At 72.2% G+C, this 19483-nt stretch carries 19 protein-coding genes; 11 read left to right on the top strand and 8 right to left on the bottom strand.

The genetic code is table 11. The features are described from left to right. Window positions 1–2: 2 nt before the first annotated feature. The 4 genes from hutI to hutU are packed head-to-tail and all read right to left on the bottom strand — an operon-like array spanning window position 3 to window position 5492. Window positions 3–1226: an imidazolonepropionase gene (hutI, locus tag OG568_RS30350; RefSeq protein ID WP_329533837.1), complete on the bottom strand. Its 1224-nt coding sequence runs from the start codon at window positions 1224–1226 to the stop codon at window positions 3–5. Window positions 1227–1261: 35 nt separating this feature from the next. Beyond that, the gene (locus OG568_RS30345) at window positions 1262–2602 is read right to left on the bottom strand and encodes a formimidoylglutamate deiminase (protein ID WP_443077893.1); all 1341 of its coding nucleotides are present in this window, start codon (window positions 2600–2602) and stop codon (window positions 1262–1264) included. Then, a complete protein-coding gene (locus OG568_RS30340; protein WP_329533835.1) occupies window positions 2593–3822 on the bottom strand; it encodes an allantoate amidohydrolase in 1230 nt (409 codons plus the stop codon). Before OG568_RS30340 ends, OG568_RS30345 begins: the two co-directional genes overlap by 10 nt. Then, window positions 3819–5492, bottom strand: a complete 1674-nt coding sequence (hutU, locus tag OG568_RS30335; RefSeq protein WP_329533834.1) for a urocanate hydratase — start codon at window positions 5490–5492, stop codon at window positions 3819–3821. Before hutU ends, OG568_RS30340 begins: the two co-directional genes overlap by 4 nt. 116 nt (window positions 5493–5608) lie before the next feature. Between hutU and OG568_RS30330 the strand changes: the two genes are divergently transcribed. The 5 genes from OG568_RS30330 (at window position 5609) to OG568_RS30310 (ending at window position 9715) form a co-directional block, all read left to right on the top strand. Next, entirely contained in the window at window positions 5609–7225 is a 1617-nt protein-coding gene (locus tag OG568_RS30330; protein WP_443077785.1) for a diaminopimelate decarboxylase, read from the top strand. Between the two features lie 241 nt (window positions 7226–7466). Next, on the top strand, window positions 7467–7865 hold the full coding sequence (locus OG568_RS30325) for a hypothetical protein (RefSeq protein ID WP_054236907.1): 399 nt from the start codon (window positions 7467–7469) through the stop codon (window positions 7863–7865). Between the two features lie 119 nt (window positions 7866–7984). After that, window positions 7985–8716 carry a transcriptional regulator gene (locus tag OG568_RS30320; protein WP_266421657.1) on the top strand — a complete coding sequence of 244 codons (732 nt, stop codon included), beginning with the start codon at window positions 7985–7987 and terminating at the stop codon, window positions 8714–8716. A gap of 38 nt (window positions 8717–8754) precedes the next feature. Next, entirely contained in the window at window positions 8755–9267 is a 513-nt protein-coding gene (locus OG568_RS30315) for a roadblock/LC7 domain-containing protein (protein WP_266413333.1), read from the top strand. 73 nt (window positions 9268–9340) lie between these two features. Next, complete coding sequence (locus OG568_RS30310; protein ID WP_054231414.1) at window positions 9341–9715, top strand: hypothetical protein; 375 nt, start codon at window positions 9341–9343, stop codon at window positions 9713–9715. A 23-nt stretch (window positions 9716–9738) separates the two neighbouring features. Here the strand turns inward: OG568_RS30310 and OG568_RS30305 are convergent, their stop codons facing one another. The 3 genes from OG568_RS30305 to OG568_RS30295 all read right to left on the bottom strand — a co-directional run bounded on the left by OG568_RS30305 (window position 9739) and on the right by OG568_RS30295 (window position 13111). Then, window positions 9739–10308, bottom strand: a complete 570-nt coding sequence (locus OG568_RS30305; RefSeq protein ID WP_266650271.1) for a hypothetical protein — start codon at window positions 10306–10308, stop codon at window positions 9739–9741. 146 nt (window positions 10309–10454) lie between these two features. Then, the gene (locus OG568_RS30300; RefSeq protein ID WP_329533832.1) at window positions 10455–11393 is read right to left on the bottom strand and encodes a MurR/RpiR family transcriptional regulator; all 939 of its coding nucleotides are present in this window, start codon (window positions 11391–11393) and stop codon (window positions 10455–10457) included. Then, entirely contained in the window at window positions 11390–13111 is a 1722-nt protein-coding gene (locus tag OG568_RS30295; protein WP_329533831.1) for an aromatic amino acid ammonia-lyase, read from the bottom strand. The genes OG568_RS30300 and OG568_RS30295 overlap by 4 nt, the downstream gene beginning before the upstream one ends. Window positions 13112–13253: 142 nt before the next feature. Between OG568_RS30295 and OG568_RS30290 the strand changes: the two genes are divergently transcribed. The 4 genes from OG568_RS30290 to OG568_RS30275 are packed head-to-tail and all read left to right on the top strand — an operon-like array spanning window position 13254 to window position 16570. After that, window positions 13254–14312, top strand: a complete 1059-nt coding sequence (locus OG568_RS30290; RefSeq protein WP_329533830.1) for an ABC transporter ATP-binding protein — start codon at window positions 13254–13256, stop codon at window positions 14310–14312. Next, window positions 14309–14950: an ABC transporter permease gene (locus OG568_RS30285; protein WP_266413323.1), complete on the top strand. Its 642-nt coding sequence runs from the start codon at window positions 14309–14311 to the stop codon at window positions 14948–14950. The genes OG568_RS30290 and OG568_RS30285 overlap by 4 nt, the downstream gene beginning before the upstream one ends. 1 nt (window position 14951) lies before the next feature. Beyond that, window positions 14952–15623 (top strand): ABC transporter permease, encoded by a 672-nt coding sequence (locus OG568_RS30280; protein WP_266625182.1) that lies wholly within the window; start codon window positions 14952–14954, stop codon window positions 15621–15623. 14 nt (window positions 15624–15637) lie between these two features. After that, on the top strand, window positions 15638–16570 hold the full coding sequence (locus OG568_RS30275; RefSeq protein WP_329533829.1) for an ABC transporter substrate-binding protein: 933 nt from the start codon (window positions 15638–15640) through the stop codon (window positions 16568–16570). A 286-nt stretch (window positions 16571–16856) separates the two neighbouring features. On the opposite strand, the gene OG568_RS30270 is transcribed toward OG568_RS30275, so the two are convergent. Beyond that, window positions 16857–17861, bottom strand: coding sequence for a LacI family DNA-binding transcriptional regulator (locus tag OG568_RS30270; protein WP_266413316.1), 1005 nt, complete (start codon window positions 17859–17861; stop codon window positions 16857–16859). Window positions 17862–18032: 171 nt separating this feature from the next. Here OG568_RS30270 and OG568_RS30265 point away from each other — a divergent pair, with 171 nt between their 5' ends. Next, the gene (locus OG568_RS30265; protein WP_329533828.1) at window positions 18033–18932 is read left to right on the top strand and encodes an amidohydrolase; all 900 of its coding nucleotides are present in this window, start codon (window positions 18033–18035) and stop codon (window positions 18930–18932) included. Continuing rightward, the gene (locus OG568_RS30260; protein ID WP_266582848.1) at window positions 18929–19441 is read left to right on the top strand and encodes a cysteine dioxygenase; all 513 of its coding nucleotides are present in this window, start codon (window positions 18929–18931) and stop codon (window positions 19439–19441) included. The genes OG568_RS30265 and OG568_RS30260 overlap by 4 nt, the downstream gene beginning before the upstream one ends. Window positions 19442–19483 lie beyond the last annotated feature (42 nt).

Genomic DNA, 19483 nt, shown 5'->3' with positions numbered 1-19483 from the left:
CGTCAGACCTCGCGTACGCCGCGCCGCCAGACGCCGGTGACCAGCGGTACGCCCGGCCGGTAGGCGAGGTGGACGTGGCTGGGCGCGTCCAGGAGGGCGAGGTCGGCGCGGGCGCCGACGGTGAGGCGGCCGATGTCCGTGCGGCGCAGGGCCGCCGCGCCGCCCGCCGTGGCCGACCAGACCGCCTCGTCCGGGGTCATGCCCATGTCCCGTACCGCGAGCGCGACGCAGAACGGGACGGAGGAGGTGAAGGACGAGCCCGGGTTGCAGTCGGTGGAGAGGGCGACGGTCACACCCGCGTCCAGGAGACGGCGGGCGTCCGGCCACTCGGCGCGGGTGGAGAACTCGGCGCCGGGGAGCAGGGTCGCGACCGTCCGGCCGTTCGCCAGGGCGTCGACGTCCGCGTCCGTGAGGTGGGTGCAGTGGTCGGCGCTCGCCGCGTCGAGTTCGACGGCGAGCTGGACGCCGGGGCCGTACGAGAGCTGGTTGGCGTGGACGCGCGGGTGCAGACCCTTGGCCTTGCCGGCCGTGAGGATCGCGCGGGCCTGGTCGCCGTCGAAGGCGCCCTTCTCGCAGAAGACGTCGACCCAACGGGCGTACGGGGCGCAGGCGTCGAGCATCTCGCCGGTCACCAGGGCCACGTACGCGGCCGGGTCGTCGGCGTAGTCCGGGGAGACGATGTGCGCGCCGAGGTAGGTGACCTCGTCGGTGTGCGCCGCCGCGATGCGCAGCGCCCGGGCCTCGTCCCGCACGGTGAGGCCGTAGCCCGACTTGGTCTCGAAGGTGGTGGTGCCCTGGCGCAGGGCCTCGTGGAGGTAGTGCGTGAGATTGCGCTCCAGGTCCTCGTCACTGGCGGCGCGGGTGGCGGCGACGGTGGTGCGGATGCCGCCCGCCGTGTAGCCGCGGCCCGACATGCGGGCGTTGAACTCCTGGGTGCGGTCGCCCGCGAAGACGAGGTGCGAGTGGGAGTCCACGAAGCCCGGGATCACCGCCCGGCCACCGGCGTCGACCCGGTTGTCAGCGGCGGGTGCTTCTCTTGAGTCACCGGTCCACGCGATGCGGTCGCCTTCGATGACGACGGCCGCGTCCTGGATCAGACCGAGGGGGGATCCTCCCCCACTCTCGAATTTGCTCGAGCGGGGGGACCCCCATCCGAGGGAGGGATCGTTGGTGACCAGCGTGGCGATGTTGGTGATGACGGTGGTCGTGCCGGTGGTGCTACTCATGGCGTCCTCGTGGGGGCGGAGTTCGGCGGTCGTCTCTAGGCGCGCAGGGCTTCGACTGCCTGCGCGAGGGCCTGCGGCACCTCGGGAACAAGGGCGTGCGCTCCGTCTCGTACGACGTGCCGACCGCCCACGACCGTGTGGCGTACGTCCGCTGCCGTCGCCGCGAATACGGCCGTCTCGCCGCCCAGGCGCGGCACCGGCCCCGCTGTTCTGACCGAGTCGAGGGCGATCGTCGTGAAGTCGGCGAGCGCGCCCGCTTCGAGGGTGCCCGCGTCCTCCCAGCCCAGGGCCGCGTGGCCGTCGGCGGAGGCGGCGCGCAGCAGGGCGGCCGCCGTCCAGTGACCGCGGGTGCGGGTGCGCAGCCGCTCGTTCAGCTCCATCGCGCGGGCCTCTTCGAGGAGGTCGATGACGGCGTGGCTGTCGGAGCCCAGGGAGAGGGGCGAGCCGGCGCGCTGGAGGGCGGCGGCGGGGCCTATGCCGTCCGCCAGGTCCCGTTCCGTCGTCGGGCACATGCAGGTGCCCGTCCGGGAGTGGCCCAGCAGCGCGATGTCCTCGTCCGTGAGGTGCGTGTTGTGGACGCCGGTCGTGCGGGGGCCGAGCACGCCGTGGTCGGCGAGGAGCTGCGTCGGGGTGCACCCGTGGGCGGCCCGGCAGGCATCGTTCTCCGCCGTCTGCTCCGACAGATGCACATGCAGCGGGGCCCGCCGTTCCTCGGCCCAGCGCGCGACCGTCGCCAGCTGTCCGGCGGGCACGGCCCGTACGGAGTGGATGGCCGCACCGATCCGTGCGTGATCACGGTCCTTGAGAAGTGAAGAGCGTTCCGCCCAGGCCTCCGCGCTGCCGTCGGAGAAGCGGAGCTGGTGGTGGTTGGGCGGCTGTCCGAAGCCGGCGGACACATAGGCCGTGTCGAGGAGGGTGATCCGGATGCCGGCCTCGTCCGCGGCCGCGATGAGCGCCTCGCCCATCGCGTTCGGGTCGGCGTACGGGGTGCCGCCGTGGGCGTGGTGCACGTAGTGGAACTCGCCCACGGCCGTGACGCCCGCGAGCGCCATCTCGGCGTACACGGCGCGGGCGAGCGCGTGGTACGTGTCCGGGGTCAGCTTGTCCGCGAAGGAGTACATGATCTCGCGCCAGGTCCAGAAGGTGCCGGAGCCGACCTGGACGGTGCCGCGCAGGGCGCGGTGGAAGGCGTGCGAGTGGGCGTTGGCGAGACCGGGGAGGGTGAGTCCGCGGAGGATCTCGGCGCCGGGAGGCGGGGTGTCGACACCCGTGCGGACGGCGGTGATGCGGCCGTCCGTCACGTCCAGGGCGACGCCCGGCTCGACATAGGTGTCGAGCCAGGCATGTTCAAGCCAGTACGTCTGCGTCACCTGCAGGCCAGCCCTTCGAGTACATCGGCGAGTGCGGTCACCCCAGCCTCGCAGTCGTCCTCGGCGGCGTACTCGGCCGGGGAGTGCGAGACACCCGTGGGGTTGCGTACGAACAGCATGGCGGTCGGGACGGTCCCGGAGAGAATTCCGGCGTCGTGTCCGGCACCCGTACCCAGGACGGGAACCGTGAGTGCCGCGGCCCCTTCCCTGTCCTTGCCCAGGATGCGGGCGAGCTCGTCACGCAGGGCGTGCTCGAACTCGACGACGGGGGTGAACGACTCGCGGACGACGTCGAGTTCGACGCCCTGCGCCTCCGCGTACTCGCGGGCCGCCTTCTCGACGCCGGTGACGACCGTGTCGAGGGTCGCCTGGTCGGCGGCGCGGGAGTCGAGCCAGCCGCGCACGAGGGAGGGGATGGCGTTCACTCCGTTCGGCTCGACGGAGATCTTGCCGAAGGTGGCGACGGCACCGGCGAGCTGGGCTTCACGGCGGGCGGCGAGCACGGTCTCGGCGTAGGACAGCATCGGGTCGCGGCGGTCGACCAGCCGGGTGGTGCCCGCGTGGTTGGCCTCGCCCCGGAAGTCGAAGCGCCAGCGGCCGTGCGGCCAGATCGCGCTGGCGATGCCGACCTGGTCGCCGCTGAGGTCGAGGGCGCGGCCCTGCTCGACGTGCAGCTCGACGAAGGCGCCGATGCGGGAGAGGCGCTCGGGGTCGGGACCGATGGTGTCGGGGTCGTATCCGGCGCGCTCCATGGCCTGCGGGAGTGTGATGCCGTCGCCGTCGGTCAGCCGATGCGCCTGCTCGACGGTGAGCTGTCCGGCGGCCAGCCGGGAGCCGACGCAGGCGAGCCCGAACCGGGCACCCTCCTCGTCACCGAAGTTGACGATGGCGAGGGGCCGGGTCAACTCCACGTGTCGGGCGCGCAGTTCGTCCAGGGCGGCGAAGGACGACACGACGCCGAGGGGCCCGTCGAAGGCTCCGCCGTCGGGCACGGAGTCCAGGTGGGACCCAGTGACCACGGCGTCGCCCTCGGCCGGGTCGCCGAGCCAGGCCCACTGGTTGCCGTTGCGGTCCAGCTCGTAGCGCAGCCCGCGGGACTCGGCCTGCGCCCGGAACCAGGCACGGCAGTCCGTGTCGGCCCCGGTCCAGGCGAAGCGGCGGTAGCCGCCGGAGGCGGAGCTGCGGCCGATCGGCAGCAGCTCCGCCCACATGCTGTGGAAGGTCACGCGGCGCCGCCCTCGTCGCCTTCGCGCATCGGGATGCGCACGCCGCGCTCCTGGGCGACGGACTCGGCGATGTCGTACCCGGCGTCGACGTGCCGGATGACGCCCATGCCGGGGTCGTTGGTGAGGACGCGGCGGATCTTCTCGCCGGCCAGCTTGGTGCCGTCGGCGACGGACACCTGGCCGGCGTGGATGGAGCGGCCCATGCCGACGCCGCCGCCGTGGTGGATGGAGACCCAGGAGGCGCCGGAGGCGACGTTCACCATGGCGTTGAGCAGCGGCCAGTCGGCGATCGCGTCGGAGCCGTCGAGCATGGCCTCGGTCTCGCGGTACGGGGAGGCGACGGAGCCGCAGTCGAGGTGGTCGCGGCCGATGGCCAGGGGCGCGGCGAGCTCGCCGGACGCCACCATGTCGTTGAAGCGCTCGCCGGCCTTGTCGCGCTCGCCGTAGCCGAGCCAGCAGATGCGGGCGGGCAGGCCCTGGAAGTGGACGCGCTCACCGGCCAGCTTGATCCAGCGGTGCAGGGACTCGTTCTCCGGGAACAGGTCGAGGATCGCCTTGTCCGTCTTGTGGATGTCGGAGGCCTCGCCGGAGAGGGCCGCCCAGCGGAAGGGGCCCTTGCCCTCGGAGAACAACGGGCGGATGTAGGCAGGCACGAACCCGGGGAAGGCGAACGCCCGCTCGTACCCGGCGAGCTGGGCCTCGCCGCGGATCGAGTTGCCGTAGTCGAAGACCTCGGCGCCGGCGTCCATGAAGCCGACCATCGCCTCGACGTGCTTGGCCATGGACTCACGGGCGCGGGTGGTGAAGCCCGCCGGGTCCTTGGCGGCCGCGTCGGCCATGTCGTCGAAGTCGATGCCGACGGGGAGGTAGGCCAGCGGGTCGTGGGCCGAGGTCTGGTCGGTCACGATGTCGATGGGGGCGCTCTCGGCGAGCATGCGGGGCAGCAGCTCGGCGGCGTTGCCCAGGAGGCCGATGGAGAGCGGCTTGCGCTGGTCGCGGGCCTCGACGGCGAGCTGCAGGGCGTGCTCCAGGGAGTCGGCCTTGACGTCCAGGTAGCGGTGCTCGATACGGCGCTCGATGGCGCGCGGGTCGACATCGATACAGATCGCGACGCCGTCGTTCATCGTCACGGCGAGCGGCTGGGCGCCGCCCATGCCGCCGAGGCCGGCGGTCAGGGTGATGGTGCCGGCGAGCGTGCCGTTGAACTTCTTGGCGGCGACGGCGGCGAAGGTCTCGTAGGTGCCCTGGAGGATGCCCTGGGTGCCGATGTAGATCCAGGAGCCGGCGGTCATCTGGCCGTACATGGTGAGGCCGAGGGCCTCCAGACGGCGGAACTCCTCCCAGTTCGCCCAGTCGCCGACCAGGTTGGAGTTGGCGATGAGGACGCGCGGGGCCCACTCGTGGGTCTGCATGACGCCGACGGGGCGGCCGGACTGGACGAGCATCGTCTCGTCCTGCTTGAGGGTCCGCAGCGTGCGGACCATGGCGTCGAAGGAGCGCCAGTCACGGGCGGCCTTGCCGGTGCCGCCGTAGACGACGAGCTTGTCGGGGTGCTCGGCGACCTCGGGGTCGAGGTTGTTCTGCAGCATCCGCAGGGCGGCCTCCTGCTGCCATCCCAGGGCACTCAGTTCCGTACCGCGCGGCGCTCGGACGGGGCGGGGTCCTGACATGGTCTGCCTCCTAGCGGACTGTTGCAGTAGATATTCACATCCTGACTTCTTGAATAGAGCTAGTCAATAGATGGATAGGCCAGCGGGGGCGCGGCGTGGATGTTTGGCTGGGATGTATGGGCGCAGACCGGGACACGACGGAGCATTCAGTGAACGACGGTGCGGCAGGAACGGGGTCGCCTCCGGCAGGAGCCAGGTCGCCTTCGGCGGGAGCCGGGGGGTCTCCGGCAGGAGCCGGGTCACCCCCGGCGGGAGCCGCAGCCCCCTCCGCAGGGGCCGGGGCACCCTCGGCGGGAGCCGCAGTGACCCCGGCCGGTCGGGGCGCACCCGGCTTCGGTCGCGGCGCGCGGCGTGACGCGGCCGTCCGGGCCGCCGTGGAGCAGGGACTGCTGGGGCCGGAGGTGCCCATCATCGCCCTCCTCGACGTTCCCGGCATCAAGGCCTCGGCGGCGGAGCTACGGGCCGCCTTCGACGCGGTGACGGCGCCGGGCACACCCGTACTGCACGCCTTCGCGGTGAAGGCGACCCCGCTGGTGCCCGTACTGCGGCTGCTGCACGAGCACGGCATCGGCGCGGAGGTGGCGAGCCCCGGCGAGCTGGCCCTCGCACGGGCGGCCGCAGTACCGCCCCGCGACACCGTGCTCGACTCGCCCGCCAAGACGCTCGCCGAGCTGCGCGAGGCGCTGGCGCTGGGCATCGCCGTCAACGCGGACAATCCGCAGGAGCTGGACCGCATCGACGGCCTGGTCCGGGACCTGCCCGACGGGCCCCACGGCGGTCCGATGGGTTCCCCACATCCCCGCTCACCCCTCGGAATCCGGGTGAACCCGCAGGTCGGCGGGGGTTCCATCGAGGCGTTGTCCACGGCGACGGCGACCTCGAAGTTCGGGGTCGGGCTGCGCGACGAGGGCGCCCGGAAGTGGATCGTCCAGGCGTACGCCGACCGGCCGTGGCTGACCCGGCTGCACGCGCACACCGGGTCGCAGGGCATCCCGCTCTCACTGATGGCACGGGGGATCGCGGAGACGTACGCGCTGGCCGAGGAGATCAACCGGCGTGTCGGGCGGCAGCAGATCGACACGCTCGACATCGGCGGCGGACTGCCGGTCAACTTCGGATCCGAGGTCACGACCCCGACGTACGCGCAGTACGCACGGCTGCTCGCCGAGGCGGTTCCGGGGCTCTTCGACGGGCGGTACGGGCTGGTCACCGAGTTCGGGCGGTCGCTGCTGGCCAAGCACGGGACCGTGGTCGCCCGGGTGGAGTACGCGAAGTCCGCCGGGGGCCGGCCGGTCGCGGTCACGCACGCGGGGGTGCAGATCGCGACCCGCACGGTGTACGCGCCCGGGTCCTGGCCGCTGCGGATCGCCGCGTACGACGCGTTGGGCCGCCCCAAGGCGGGGCCGGACGTCGTCCAGGACATCGCGGGGCCCGCCTGTTTCGCGGGCGACCTGCTCGCCGAGGGGCGCGCGCTCCCGCTGCTCGAACAGGGCGACTACGCGGCGGCGTTGGACACGGGCGCGTACTACTTCGCGCACCACTACGCGTACAACTCCCTGGCCCGGCCGGGTATTTACGGCTTCGCGGCGGCCGAGGACGCGGACGGCGGCAGCGGCAGTGACAGCCACGGGGGTACGGACGTCCGGTTCGCGGTCGTACGGGAGCCGCAGAGCGTCGAGGAGATCGTCGCGGAGTCGGGCGGCGCGCGGCCGACGGCACTCACGGCGCTGTAGCCCCGGCGCTCACGGGTTTTCCACACGCCCCAGCGGACCTACGAGCGCCCCCTCGCACACCTGCGCAACGCCTCCACCAGCCCCTGCACCGATCCAATAGGCAGGAAAATATGGTCAGTTGACCCACCTTAGTCACCTCGCGCATGTTCCACAGGAAAATGCCAGAACACTCATCCCTCGTGCACACGTTGCGTAACTTCGGCGTCACTCGGCCGAACCCTTTGGCGGGAGGGGATACGTGGTGCCCGGAATCGACGAGTGCCTACTGGAAGCCATGCGACTGCCCGGTGCCCGGGGCGCCGCGGTGGTCGACTGGACCAGCGGGCTGGCCCTGGGCACGGTCGGGGACGCCCCGGGCGGTGACCACGAGACGACCGCGGCGGAGGCGGCCGAGCTCGCCCGGCTCGCCGCCGAGCACAAGGCGTTCGCCCCGTCCGACGGGTCCGACTGGTCCGAACAGGAGACCCCGGTCGAGGACCTGATCGTCAGCAATCGCGACAGCTACCACCTGCTGCGGTTCGTCAGGACCACGTTCGACAGCAGCGTGTTCCTGCATCTGTGGCTGGACCGGGCGGACGGCAATCTCGCGCTGGCCCGGATCCGGCTCGGTGAGATGGCCGGACGGCTGGTGCTGGGATGACGACGGTCAGAACACCTCCGGCACTCGAACTCGCCGTGCGCAAGGACAGCGGCCAAGACCACCCCACCGACATCGAGAACGACGACGACAGGGCGGCGGTCCCCGTCGGGCTCTCGCCCATGCTCAGCCGGCTCGCCGCCGAGCGGGCCACCGGCGTGCTGGTGCGCGAGCGCGGGGTGCTCTACCTCTGTGACGGGGAGGTCGTGCACGCCGAGAGCCCCGCCACCCCCTCGCTCGACGTACTGCTCACCGCACGCGGAGTGCTGGCGGCCGAGTCCTGGCGGGAGGCGGTCGCCGAGGCCGGGGCGCGGCGGCGGGTCGGACGGTTCCTGGTCGAGCGCGGCCGGATCGCCGAGGGCGCGCTGGAGTTGTGCCATCTCGGGGCGCTGTACGACGCGGCGTACTTCGTGCTGGGGCCGAGCAGCACTCCGGCCCGGTTCCGGTACGGGGCCGCGCACTGGCTCGGCCCGGTGCGTCCCGTGCCCGTGGCCGCGGTGGAGCGCGAGACGCTGCGCCGCCGCCAGTTGCTGCACCGGGTCTGGCCCGACCCGGCCACGGACACCGCCCCGTTGGCACGCGCCCAGCGCGCCGCCGAGCCGTCGGTCCCCCTGCGCCAGTGGGCCGTGCTCGGCCGGGTGGACGGTCTGCGGACGGCGTCGGACATCTCACTCGCCCTGGGGCGGCCCGCGTTCCACACCCTCGTCGACGTCCGCCGGCTGGCCGCGGCCGGGGTCGTCACGGCGGCGAACGCGCCGGAGCGTGCGCCGTTGCCCCGTGAGCTCACCCAGCCTTCCGCCGATCCCGACGTCGCGTTGTTGCGCCGACTCCGAGACGCGCTGGAGGCCCTGTGATCCGCGCGCTGCGACAGCGTGCCGAGAGGAGACTGCTGATGTCGGCGGAACCCGAAGTCCTCGACGAGCTGCACCGGTTGAGGGCCCGCGTGCCCCAGCTGACCGGTGCGCTGGCGGCCAGCGTCGACGGACTCGTACTCGCCCACGACACGCCCGGAGTGGAGCCCGAGGGCGTGGCCGCACTCACCGCGGCCGCGCTGGGGGTGGCCATGCGCATGGCGGACGCCACCGGGCAGGGCGAGTTCCGCGAACTGCTGGTGCGCGGCGTCGACGGCTATGTGGCGACGTACGCGGCAGGCGGCTCCGCCGTGCTGACGCTGCTGGCCCAGGACCGGGTCAACGTCGGCCGGCTGCATCTGGAGGGGCGCCGTTCCGGCACCCGGATCGGTGAGCTCGTGGACACCGCGACGGCGCGCGGCGAACCGGTCGCCCCGGCGCGGGCTCCCGCGCGGGCCGCCCCCATGCCGACGCGCACCCGTACGGCGCGCGGCACGCCCCGTACACCCCCGACCCCCACCCCCAACGCCACTCCCACCGCATCGGAAAGCTGACCGAAAAGCCGGACCGCGAGTCCGAAAGTCGGACCGAAAGCCGGACCGAAAAGCCGAAAGGAAGAACCACACCATGACCAACACCGAAACCGCGCTGAAGGAAGCACTGGCCTCCATCGAGGGCGCGACCGGCGCCGCCCTCGTCGACTACACCAGCGGAATGGCGCTGGGCACGATCGGCGGCAGCAAGGGATTCGACCTCACCGTGGCGGCGGCGGGCAACACCGACGTCGTCCGCGCCAAGATCCGCACCATGGAGCACCTCGGGCTGAAGGGCGAGATCGAGGACATCCTGATCACGCTGTCCGACCAGTACCACCTGATCCGGCTGATCAAGGGGCGCGGGGGCAACGGGCTCTTCCTGTACCTGGTGCTCGACGCCAAGCGGTCCAACCTGGCGATGGCCCGGCACCAACTGAAGAGGATCGAGGCGGACCTCGAGGTGTAGCGGCCTCCGGTCGCCGCCTCGGGTCAGCGGCGTCGCGCTCCGCCGGGCGCGGCGTCGCCGGCCGCCACTCCGGTGGCCCGGCAGGCCTTGACCGGCTTTCCGGCGGGCGCACCGGAGCGTCGGCCGAGCCAGTCGACGCGCACCCAGATCAGCGCCTCCTCGGCGCGCTCCCGGCGCCCGAGCCAGCCGGCCTTCAGCCACAGCCCGACACCCGCACCGGCGAGCAGCATGCCTCCGGCGGCGGGCACCGCGAAGGAGCTGCCGAGCGCGGCCACGAAGGCGAGCAGCAGCCACCAGCGATGGCCCCGGCGCCAGTTGCGTACCGTCACGGCCCGGTCCTGGAGCACGTCCTGCTTGCTCGCGCGTGCCGCCGAGCGGACGAGCGCGGCGTAGCGCTTCCTGCGGGTGTACGCCACCACGACGGCCGCGATGATGAACAGCGCGGCCCCGGCCAGGACGCCGATACGACGTCCGGTCAGCCCCGGCAACAGCACCCCGATACCGGCCGCGAACACCCCGAACCACCACAGTGGTGCCGCCCCGGCCCTCACGACGACGGCCACCCGAGCCAGGCCCTGCCCTCCGCGCGCCACGTTCTCCGCCTCCCGTGCATGCGTCTTCAGCGTCTTCGGGCGCGCACGCTAACGAGCGAAGGTGAGACGAGTCTGAGAAGCGGGGCACCTCCACCGAACCGTGACCACTCCACCCGCCGAATCCCGACCGCTCCACGGCACAGCGGCTACTCGACGAACAGTCCCCTGGCCGCCGCCCGCACGTCGAACTCCTCCAGCCGCGCCTGGGCGTCCGGGATGTCGTCGCACATCGCCTCCAGCAGGACGCGCCCGAGGAGCATCGGGGAGCAGGCCGTGTCGAAGGCGAGGCCGGTGCCGACGGCGGCGGGCAGGAGGAGGTCCGAGACCTTGGCGACCGGCGCGAAGGCGGAGTCCGCGACCGTCACCACCGTCAGCCCGGCTCCCTTGGCGTAGGCGAGCGAGTCCACGACCTCGCGCGGGTGGCGGGGCAGGGCGAAGCAGAGCAGCGCGGTGGCACCGGCGTGCACGGCCGCGTCGATGCGGTCGTGCAGCATGGTGCCGCCCTCGTGCAGCAGCCGTACGTCCGGGTGGACCTTGGCGGCGAAGTACGCGAAGCCGTACGCCTGGGAGGCGGCGGCCCGCAGCCCGAGCACCGGGAGCGGACGGGAGGCGGCGAGCAGCCGTCCCGCGCGCTGCACCGGGCGCGGGTCGGCGAGCACCTCGGCGAGGTGCTTCAGGTTCTCGATCTCGGCCTCGACGGCCTGCTGGTACTCGTTGTACGAGCCCGGGGTCCCCGCCTGTTCGGTGGGCGCGACCTCGCGCAGGTGCTTGCGCAGCGCCGGGTAGCCGTCGAAGCCGAGCGCGACCGCGAAGCGGGTGACGGAGGGCTGGCTGACCCCGGCGAGTTCGGCGAGTTCGACGCTCGACAGGAACGGCACGTCGGCGGCGCGCCGCACCATGCTGTGCGCGATGCGGCGCTGGGTCGGTGTCAGCCGGTGCCCCTCGAAGAGCGCCTGCAGGCGCCCGGCGGGACTGTCCAGCACGTTCTCGTAGGCGTTCACATCGGTCTTCACGTCAGTCTTCACGTCCGTTTTCACGTCGGTTTTCACCTCCGCGCTCACATCCGTGCTCCTGTCCACGCTCATGACTCGATCCCCCTCCAGATGTCCGTGAACCGGTCGAGCAGCGCGGCCGCCGCCGTCACGTCGTCCGTCAGCGGCCGGTCGGCCTGGTCCGGGCCGAGCACGGACTCGGCCAGTTCCATCGCGCGTCCGACCGGCAGTTCCGGGTCGGGCCGCAGATCGCGCTGGCGCAGCGCCCGTACGGCGGAGACCAGTTCGCAGCCCACGACGAGACGGTAGGCACCGCACGCCCGCAGTGTCTGCCGTGCGGCGAGCGAGGCGAAGCTCGCCTGTTCCTCGACGCCCCGGGAGAGTACAGCGTGCCCGAGCGAGGCGGGCGCGGAGAAGGCGCGCAGGTCGCCGAGGGCGGCCGCGGCGGCGTACTCCAGGATCATCACGCCGGAGGACGCGGGCTCATGGTCGGCGAGGAAGGGGCGCAGGCGGGTGTAGGCCGGTTCGTTGAGGGTGGAGAGCCGGGAGGTCGACAGCCGCGCCACCTGCGTGACGGCGAGCCTGAAGTGGTCGAGCGCGAGGGCGAGTTGGGCCTGGTAGAAGCCGCCGTGATGGTACGCGGCCATGTCCTCGGGCGAGATGAGGGGGTTCTCGGCGGCGGCGTTGATCTCGACGACCAGGACCCCTTCGAGGGCGTCCGCGGCGTCGTGCGCGGGCCCGTGGATCTGCGGGACGCACCGGAAGCCGTACGGGTCCTGGATCCGCCCGAGCGGCGGGGTGGGACGGTCCGCCGCTCCGATCAACTCCCGCATCCGCCGGGCGACTTCGACCGAGCCCTTGTGCGGGCGCGCGGCGTGCACGGGCGCCGCGTACGCCTCGTGCGAGCCGTCGACGGCCAGCAGCGACAGCGCGGCGACGACCTGGGTGGCCTCGATGAGCCCGCGCAGTTCGTCCAGCGCGAGGGCGGCCTGCCCGAGGGTGAGGGCGTTGCTGCTGATGAGGGCGAGGGCGTCGTTGTTGTCGAGGGGCTGGGGCGCGGGGGGCAGGCCCTGCCCGAGGGACGACACCTCCTCCCCGAAGGACGTCACCCTCTCCTCGAGACCGAGCGACGACGGACCCTGGGCCTGGGGCGGCACGCCCTGCCCCGCGAGCGGCGCCCCCTGCTCCGGGGACCGCGGCGCGGACGGGACCGGCGGCACGGACGGGACGGACGGAACCGGCGGCACGGACGGCGTCCGTGAGGCGTCCGGCCCCCTCCACGGATGCTCCCCCACCAGCGCCAGCCCCACCTGGGCCAGTGCCGCGATGTCGCCCGTGCCCACCGACCCGAACTCGTTCACGACCGGGTACGCGCCGGTCTCCAGGGCCTCGCACAGCGCCGTGACGACGGTGGGCCGCAGGCCCGCCCCGCCCGCCAGGAGCTGGTTGGCGCGGACGGCGAGCATGGCCCGGACCTGGCGGGCGGGGAGCTCCTCACCGATGGCGCCGGCGTGGCTGCGCAGCAGGCGCAGCCCGTGCTCGGCGGCGGCCTCGGTCGGCACGTCCTCGTTCCGGTTGGCCCCGACGCCGGTGGAGCGCCCGTAGACGCGGCCGGTGGCGGCGATCTGCCGGGCGGCGTCCCAGGACTCCTCGACGCGCTTCATCGCCTCGGTGCCGGGAACGGGCCGTGCGGCCCCGTCGGCGAGCCGCACGATGTCGGTGACACCGGTGCCGCACCCGTCGAGTACCACGAGGCCGGCTGTGAGACCGGTCGCGCTCGCACTCGGCATGTCCGCATTCCGAGACGACATAGAGCCCATACTCCCCTCAATCAGGACATTGGATCTTGCCTGGCGGTCATAAGTAACCAGCGATTAACACCGGACCGTTGACAACCTATTCAGGTACAGAGAACTCTGCATGACGATATGCAGACCGGGCAAGGGACACATCATGATCCAGTTCGACACGGTCCACAAGCGCTTCCCCAACGGCACCACCGCAGTCCACGACCTCTCCCTGGAGATGCCGGAAGGCGGCGTGACCGTCCTCGTCGGATCTTCCGGTTGCGGTAAGACCACCACCCTCCGGATGATCAACCGGATGGTCGATCCGACCTCCGGCACCATCCGCGTCGGCGGCAAGGACGTACTCGATCAGGACGCGGCCGAACTGCGCCGCTCCATCGGTTACGTCATCCAGCAGGCCGGCCTCTTCCCGCACCGCACGGTGCTCGACAACATCGCCACCGTGCCGCTGCTGCTGGGCTGGGGCCGCAAGAAGGCCAGGGCGCGGGCGGCCGAGCTCCTGGAGACCGTCGGCCTCGCCGCCGACGCGGGCAAGCGCTACCCGCACCAGCTCTCCGGCGGCCAGCAGCAGCGCGTCGGCGTGGCCCGCGCGCTCGCCGCCGACCCACCCGTCCTGCTCATGGACGAGCCCTTCGGCGCGGTCGACCCGGTCGTCCGCACCCAGCTCCAGGACGAGCTGCTGCGCCTCCAGAAGGAGCTCAGCAAGACCATCGTCTTCGTGACCCACGACATCGACGAGGCCGTCCGGCTCGGCGACCAGATCGCGATCTTCCGCACCGGCGGCCATCTGGTGCAGTGCGCGACCCCGGCCGATCTGCTCGCCCGCCCCGCGGACGACTTCGTCGCCGACTTCCTCGGCGCCGAGCGGGGCCTGAAGCTCCTCTCGCTCCACCACCTCGCCGACGTACCGCAGGGCCCGGCCCCCGAGGGCGGCGCCTGGACCCTCGTACTCGACGAGGCCCGCAAACCGCGGCACTGGCGTTCGGCCACGGACGACGCCGAACTCCCCGTACGACCGCTCAAGGACACCGACTCCCTCCTGGCGGCGCTCAACGAGTCGATCGCCTCCCCGACCGGCCTGGTGGCACGCGTGGACGCCGCCGGCGTGCTCACGGGAGTCACCTCTCGCGACGAGATCCACGAGCACGCGAGCAAGGCGCACGGCGGCCAGGACGCCCACGGCACCGCGAGTGTGGCCATATGACCGTCGACTGGTCCTGGATAGGCGACCACACCCACGACCTCACCACCCTCACCCTCTCCCACCTCCAGACCGCGCTGCTGGCCGTCTTCTTCGGCCTGCTGATCTCCCTCCCGCTGGCCGTGATCGCACACCGGATCCGCCCCCTGCGGGGCGTGCTCCTCGGGCTCTCCAACGTGCTGTTCACGATCCCGTCGATCGCGATCTTCGTCCTCCTGCTGCCGGTCAGCGGTCTGACCCGCACCACCACGGTCATCGGCCTGACGGTCTACAGCCTGGTCGTCCTGCTCCGGAACACGGTCGAGGGCCTCGACTCGGTCCCCGCGAAGACGAAGGAGGCCGCCAAGGCGATGGGCACGCGCCCGCTGCGCACCCTGTTCACCGTCGAACTCCCGCTCGCCCTTCCCGTGATCATGGCGGGCGTGCGGATCGCGACGGTCATGTCGATCTCCCTGGTCTCCGTCGCCACCTACATCGGCGACGGCGGACTCGGCCAGCTCTTCACGGACGGCTTCCAGCGCAACTTCCCGACGCCGGTGATCGTCGGTGTCGTCCTGACCCTGCTCCTTGCCCTGGTCGCGGACGCGCTGCTGGTCGCGATCCAGTACGTACTCACTCCGTGGACGAGGCGGCGAGCCTGACATGTACGAACTCTTCAAGAACCTCGCCAAGTGGCTGGTCAGCGGCGACCAGTGGGTCGGCACCGACGGCATCGCGCACCGCCTCGTCGAGCACCTGGAGTACTCGCTCCTCGCCACCCTCATCGCGGCCGCGATCGCGCTCCCGATCGGCCTGCTGATCGGTCACACCGGCAAGGGCGCCTTCCTCGCCATCAACCTGTCCTCCTTCGGTCGCGCGCTGCCCACCGTGGGCCTGGTCGTCCTCGTCTTCCTGGTCAGCGGCCTGTCCCTCTGGTCGGTGTACGTGGCGCTGGTCGTCCTCGCGGTCCCGGCCATCGTCACCAACACCTACGCGGGCATGAACGCCGTCGACCCGGAGGTCAAGGACGCGGCGAGGGGGCAGGGGATGCGCGGCCACCAGGTCCTGTTCCAGGTCGAGATCCCGCTCGCCCTCCCCCTGATCATGACGGGCCTGCGGCTGTCTCTGATCCAGGTCGTGTCCACCGCCACGATCGCCGCGTACGTCAGCTTCGGCGGCCTCGGCCGGTACGTCTTCGACGGGCTGGCGCAGCGCGACCTCGTCCAGGTCCTCGGCGGGGCGGCGCTGGTCGCGATCGTCGCCGTAGTGCTCGACCTCGCGCTGGCCGGACTCCAGCGCTACCTCTTCCGTCACCGCCGTACCGCCGCCCACTGAGGAGCCGAAGAACCATGAACCGTAGGACTCTGCTCGGCGGCCTCTTCGCCGCGGCCTCCGTCCCCGTCCTGGCCGCCTGCAGCAGCGGCGTCACGTCGCTCGACAGTTCCGGCGGCGGCAGCGGCGGCGGCTCCGGATCCAGCGCCGGCGGCCTGACCATCGGCACCGCCAACTTCACCGAGAACCAGATCCTCGGCTACCTGTACGCGGGTGTCCTGGGAGCCGCGGGCATCAAGACGAAGGTCCGCCCCAACCTGGGCTCGCGCGAGATCGTCGTGCCCGCGCTGGAGGGCGGCGACATCGATCTCCTGCCCGAGTACCAGGGCAGCCTGCTCCTCTACCTGGACGAGAAGGCCACGGCCACCGAAGCCGGCGCGATGCAGAACGCTCTGACGACCGTGCTCCCCAGCGGCCTGGAAGTCCTCCCGTACGCGGCGGCCGAGGACCGCGACAGCTTCGCCGTCACCAAGGAGACCGCCGCCAAGTACGGCCTGACCTCGCTCGCCGACCTGCGCAAGGCCAACGGCAAGCTGATCCTCGGCGCCGCGGCCGAGATGAAGAAGCGGGTCGTCGGCGTGGTGGGTCTCAAGGACCGCTACGGGGTGGAGTTCAAGGAGTTCAAGTCCCTCGACTCCTCCGGGCCGCTCGTCAAGGGCGCCCTGAAGAAGGGTGACGTCGACGTCGCCAACGTGTTCACCACGGACGTGGACATCATCGAGAACGGCTGGGTCGTCCTCACCGACCCCCTGAACCTGATCCCCTCCCAGCACATCGTTCCCCTCATCGCCTCCCGCAAGGCCGACGCGAAGGTCCGCAAGGCGCTGGCCACCCTCGGCAACGTCCTCACCTCGGAGGAGCTGACCAAGCTCAACCGGCTCGTGGACAAGGAGAGGAAGGACCCGGACGAGGTCGCCGACGCGTGGCTGAAGAGCAAGAAGCTGGCGTGAGCGGTCGGGTGCCGTCGGGGCCGGGGGGCATTCCCTCGCCCCCGCCGCCCCTACCCGTCCCATCCTCAACCTGGGGCTCCGCCCCAGACCCCGGAGGGTGGTCTTTCGACTGCGGGCCAGTGGGGGCTGGTCGCGCAGTTCCCCGCGCCCCTTAAAAGCGCTGGCGCGCATCACTCAGCCCGTCCGGCGTTTGAGGACGAGGCCGTTCAGGCCGAAGCGGGGGTCCGGGGGCGGCAGCCCCCAGGGATGGGACGGGTAGGGGCGGCGGGGGCGAGGAACCCCCCGGTTACACCCGGACCGCCGAGCCCCGCTCGCTCATCCTCGGCGCGCACAGGATCCGCTTCTTCCGGACCCGTTTCCCCTCGATCGCCGCGACCGTCAGACGTGCCGCCTCCGCGGCGATCTCCGGGAGGCCCCAGTCGACCGTGGTCAGCGGTGGGGTGAGGACCCGGGACACCGGGTGGTCGTCGAAGCCGACCACCGAGAGGTCCCGGCCGACGGCCAGCGACGCCTCGGCAGCGGCGGCGTACACCCCGTACGCCAGTGAGTCGGAGAAGCAGAAGACGGCGGTCGCGGGCCGGGGACCGTCCAGGAGGCGCCGGGCGACGACCGTAGCCTCGCCCAACTCCTGCGGGCACGGCACCAGTTCGGCGCTCAGCCCGAGCCGTTCGGCGGCCTCGCGGACGTACACGTCGGCGGGCCGGTCGGGCGTGCTCGGCCGGGTCGGGGTCAGCACGGTCACCCGGCGATGGCCGAGCCCGTACAGATACTCCAGGACGGAGTCGATACCGGCCCGGTTGTCGAAGATGACCTGTCCGGCGGTACGGGCCGTGCTGAGCGAGTCCCCGACGGCCACCACCGGCAGCGCCTCGGCGATGGCCGCCCACCCCTCGGCCGAGGGGTTCACCGGCGACACCAGCAGCGCGTCGACACGCTGGTCGCGCAGTTGCTTGGCGAGCTTCAGCTCACGGTCGGGGTCGCCGCCCGCGTCGAGGATCAGCGCGTAGCGGTCGCCGGCCAGCAGCTCCCGGCCGATGGCGGCCATCAGCTGCTGCTGCCAGAGGTCCTGGAGGTCGCCCGCGAGGACGCCGACCATGCTGGTGCGGCCGCTGGCGAGGGCGCGGGCGATGGGGTCGGCCTCGTAGCCGAGCTCGGCGGCGGCCTTGCGTACCCGCTCCTCGGTCTCCTTGGAGACGTGCTTGCCGCGCAGGGCGTAGGAGACGGCGGCGGTGGAGAGGCCCGTGGCCTCGGCCACCTCCCGGAGGGTGGTGCGCTTATTGGGCCTGGCCATGCCCGGAAGCCTACCGGGACGCGTCCGCATTGTGGGCGCACGGCCCGGCCGACCCCCGGCCGGACCCGCTCCCACACCCCGTCCGCACCCTTGACGCCCCCTTTGTTAACCGCTTAAGTTAATCGCATCACTGAAGCGCTTAACCTCAGTCCACACCGCAAGGACCGCCGCGTGTCCACCGACGTACACCAGCACATCTGGCCGCCCGCCTTCATCGAGCTGCTGCGCACCCGCACCGCGCCGCCGTACCTCGACGGCTGGACCCTGCACCTGGCGGGCGAGCCGCCCTACGAGGTCGACCCGGCCGACCACGACGTCGCGGCCCGCACCGCACTCGCCCACGCCGACGGCCTGGACCTCGCCCTGGTCTCGCTCTCCAGCCCGCTCGGCATCGAACACCTGCCGCCCGCCGAGGCCGCCCCGCTGCTCGCCGCCTTCCACGACGGCACCCTCGCACTCCCGGCCCCCTTCGGCGTCTGGGCCTCGCCCTGCCTGTCGGCACCGGACACAGCCCCGGAAGCCGTCGAGCGCGAACTCCGGCGCGGCTGCGTGGGACTTCAACTCCCCGCCACCGCCCTGCTGGACGCGACCGGCTGGGACTTGTGCGCACCCCTCCTCGACGTCCTCACCCGCCACGACAAGCCGCTCTTCGTCCACCCGGGCACGGCCCCGCCCACCCCCGGCACCCCGCCCTGGTGGCCCGCGCTGGTCCCCTACGTCCACCAGATGCACGCGTCCTGGTTCGCCTTCCGCGCCTTCGGCCGTGCCCGTCACCCGCGTCTGCGCGTCTGTTTCGCCGCCCTCGCGGGCCTCGCCCCGCTGCACGGCGAACGGCTCGCGGCCCGTGGCGGCGGGCGCGGGGAGGTCGACTTCGACGCCTTCTACGAGACCTCGTCGTACGGGACGCGCGCCGTGGACGCGCTCGTCCGGGCCGTCGGCATCGACGTGGTCGTCACCGGCAGCGACCGCCCCTACGCCGCCCCCACCGTCCCCGACCTCGGCGCGGCCGCCGCCACCCACGCCCTGCGCACCACCAATCCCGCCCGTCTGCTGAAGGGAGCCACCCCATGACGTACGAGGCCCTGCCGGACCGCACGCTCGACAAGCGCGAGCTCCAGGCCCTCGTCGACGACCTCGCCACCCGCCCCGAACTCTGGCGCGAACAGGTCGCGTTCTCCGACGAGGAGCGGCACTACGCGTCGCTGTACCGCGACGAGTACGTCGATGTCTGGCTGCTGTGCTGGACCCGGCGCAATGACACCGGCTGGCACGACCACGACATCTCCTCCGGCGCGGTCGGCGTCGTACAGGGCGCGCTGACCGAGTCCAACCCACGCATCGGCGGCAGCCATCCGTCCGTCACCGTCGGCGCGGGCGAGTCCTTCTGCTTCGGCCCCGAGCACATCCACCGCCTCACCGGCGCCACCGACGACGCGGTGTCGATCCACGCGTACTCGCCGCCGCTGTGGCGCCTGGGCCAGTACGACATCACCGAGGACGGCCTGATGCGCCGGATATCCGTCTCGTACGCGGACGAGCTGCGGCCCCTGGACCTTCCCGCGGACAGCTCCGCCGCCTGATCAAGGGGCGGTATCGCGGCAGCGATGATCTGACGACGAATC

Origin of the sequence: Streptomyces sp. NBC_01450, from assembly GCF_036227505.1 — a bacterium.
Lineage (GTDB): Bacteria > Actinomycetota > Actinomycetes > Streptomycetales > Streptomycetaceae > Streptomyces.
The sequence above is the reverse complement of the archived record's forward strand: the minus strand, read 5'-3'. Positions and strand labels throughout refer to the sequence as shown.

What these genes read in the sequence shown, in the direction of transcription:
- OG568_RS30300 (WP_329533832.1), bottom strand. Translation starts at nt 11,393, where the DNA reads ATGAGCGTGGACAGGAGCACGGATGTGAGCGCGGAGGTGAAAACCGAC.
- hutU (WP_329533834.1), bottom strand. Translation starts at nt 5,492, where the DNA reads ATGTCAGGACCCCGCCCCGTCCGAGCGCCGCGCGGTACGGAACTGAGT.
- OG568_RS30320 (WP_266421657.1), top strand. Translation starts at nt 7,985, where the DNA reads ATGCTCAGCCGGCTCGCCGCCGAGCGGGCCACCGGCGTGCTGGTGCGC.
- OG568_RS30290 (WP_329533830.1), top strand. Translation starts at nt 13,254, where the DNA reads ATGATCCAGTTCGACACGGTCCACAAGCGCTTCCCCAACGGCACCACC.
- OG568_RS30295 (WP_329533831.1), bottom strand. Translation starts at nt 13,111, where the DNA reads ATGTCGTCTCGGAATGCGGACATGCCGAGTGCGAGCGCGACCGGTCTC.
- OG568_RS30310 (WP_054231414.1), top strand. Translation starts at nt 9,341, where the DNA reads ATGACCAACACCGAAACCGCGCTGAAGGAAGCACTGGCCTCCATCGAG.
- OG568_RS30280 (WP_266625182.1), top strand. Translation starts at nt 14,952, where the DNA reads ATGTACGAACTCTTCAAGAACCTCGCCAAGTGGCTGGTCAGCGGCGAC.
- OG568_RS30285 (WP_266413323.1), top strand. Translation starts at nt 14,309, where the DNA reads ATGACCGTCGACTGGTCCTGGATAGGCGACCACACCCACGACCTCACC.
- OG568_RS30275 (WP_329533829.1), top strand. Translation starts at nt 15,638, where the DNA reads ATGAACCGTAGGACTCTGCTCGGCGGCCTCTTCGCCGCGGCCTCCGTC.
- hutI (WP_329533837.1), bottom strand. Translation starts at nt 1,226, where the DNA reads ATGAGTAGCACCACCGGCACGACCACCGTCATCACCAACATCGCCACG.
- OG568_RS30260 (WP_266582848.1), top strand. Translation starts at nt 18,929, where the DNA reads ATGACGTACGAGGCCCTGCCGGACCGCACGCTCGACAAGCGCGAGCTC.
- OG568_RS30315 (WP_266413333.1), top strand. Translation starts at nt 8,755, where the DNA reads ATGTCGGCGGAACCCGAAGTCCTCGACGAGCTGCACCGGTTGAGGGCC.
- OG568_RS30330 (WP_443077785.1), top strand. Translation starts at nt 5,609, where the DNA reads ATGGGCGCAGACCGGGACACGACGGAGCATTCAGTGAACGACGGTGCG.
- OG568_RS30270 (WP_266413316.1), bottom strand. Translation starts at nt 17,861, where the DNA reads ATGGCCAGGCCCAATAAGCGCACCACCCTCCGGGAGGTGGCCGAGGCC.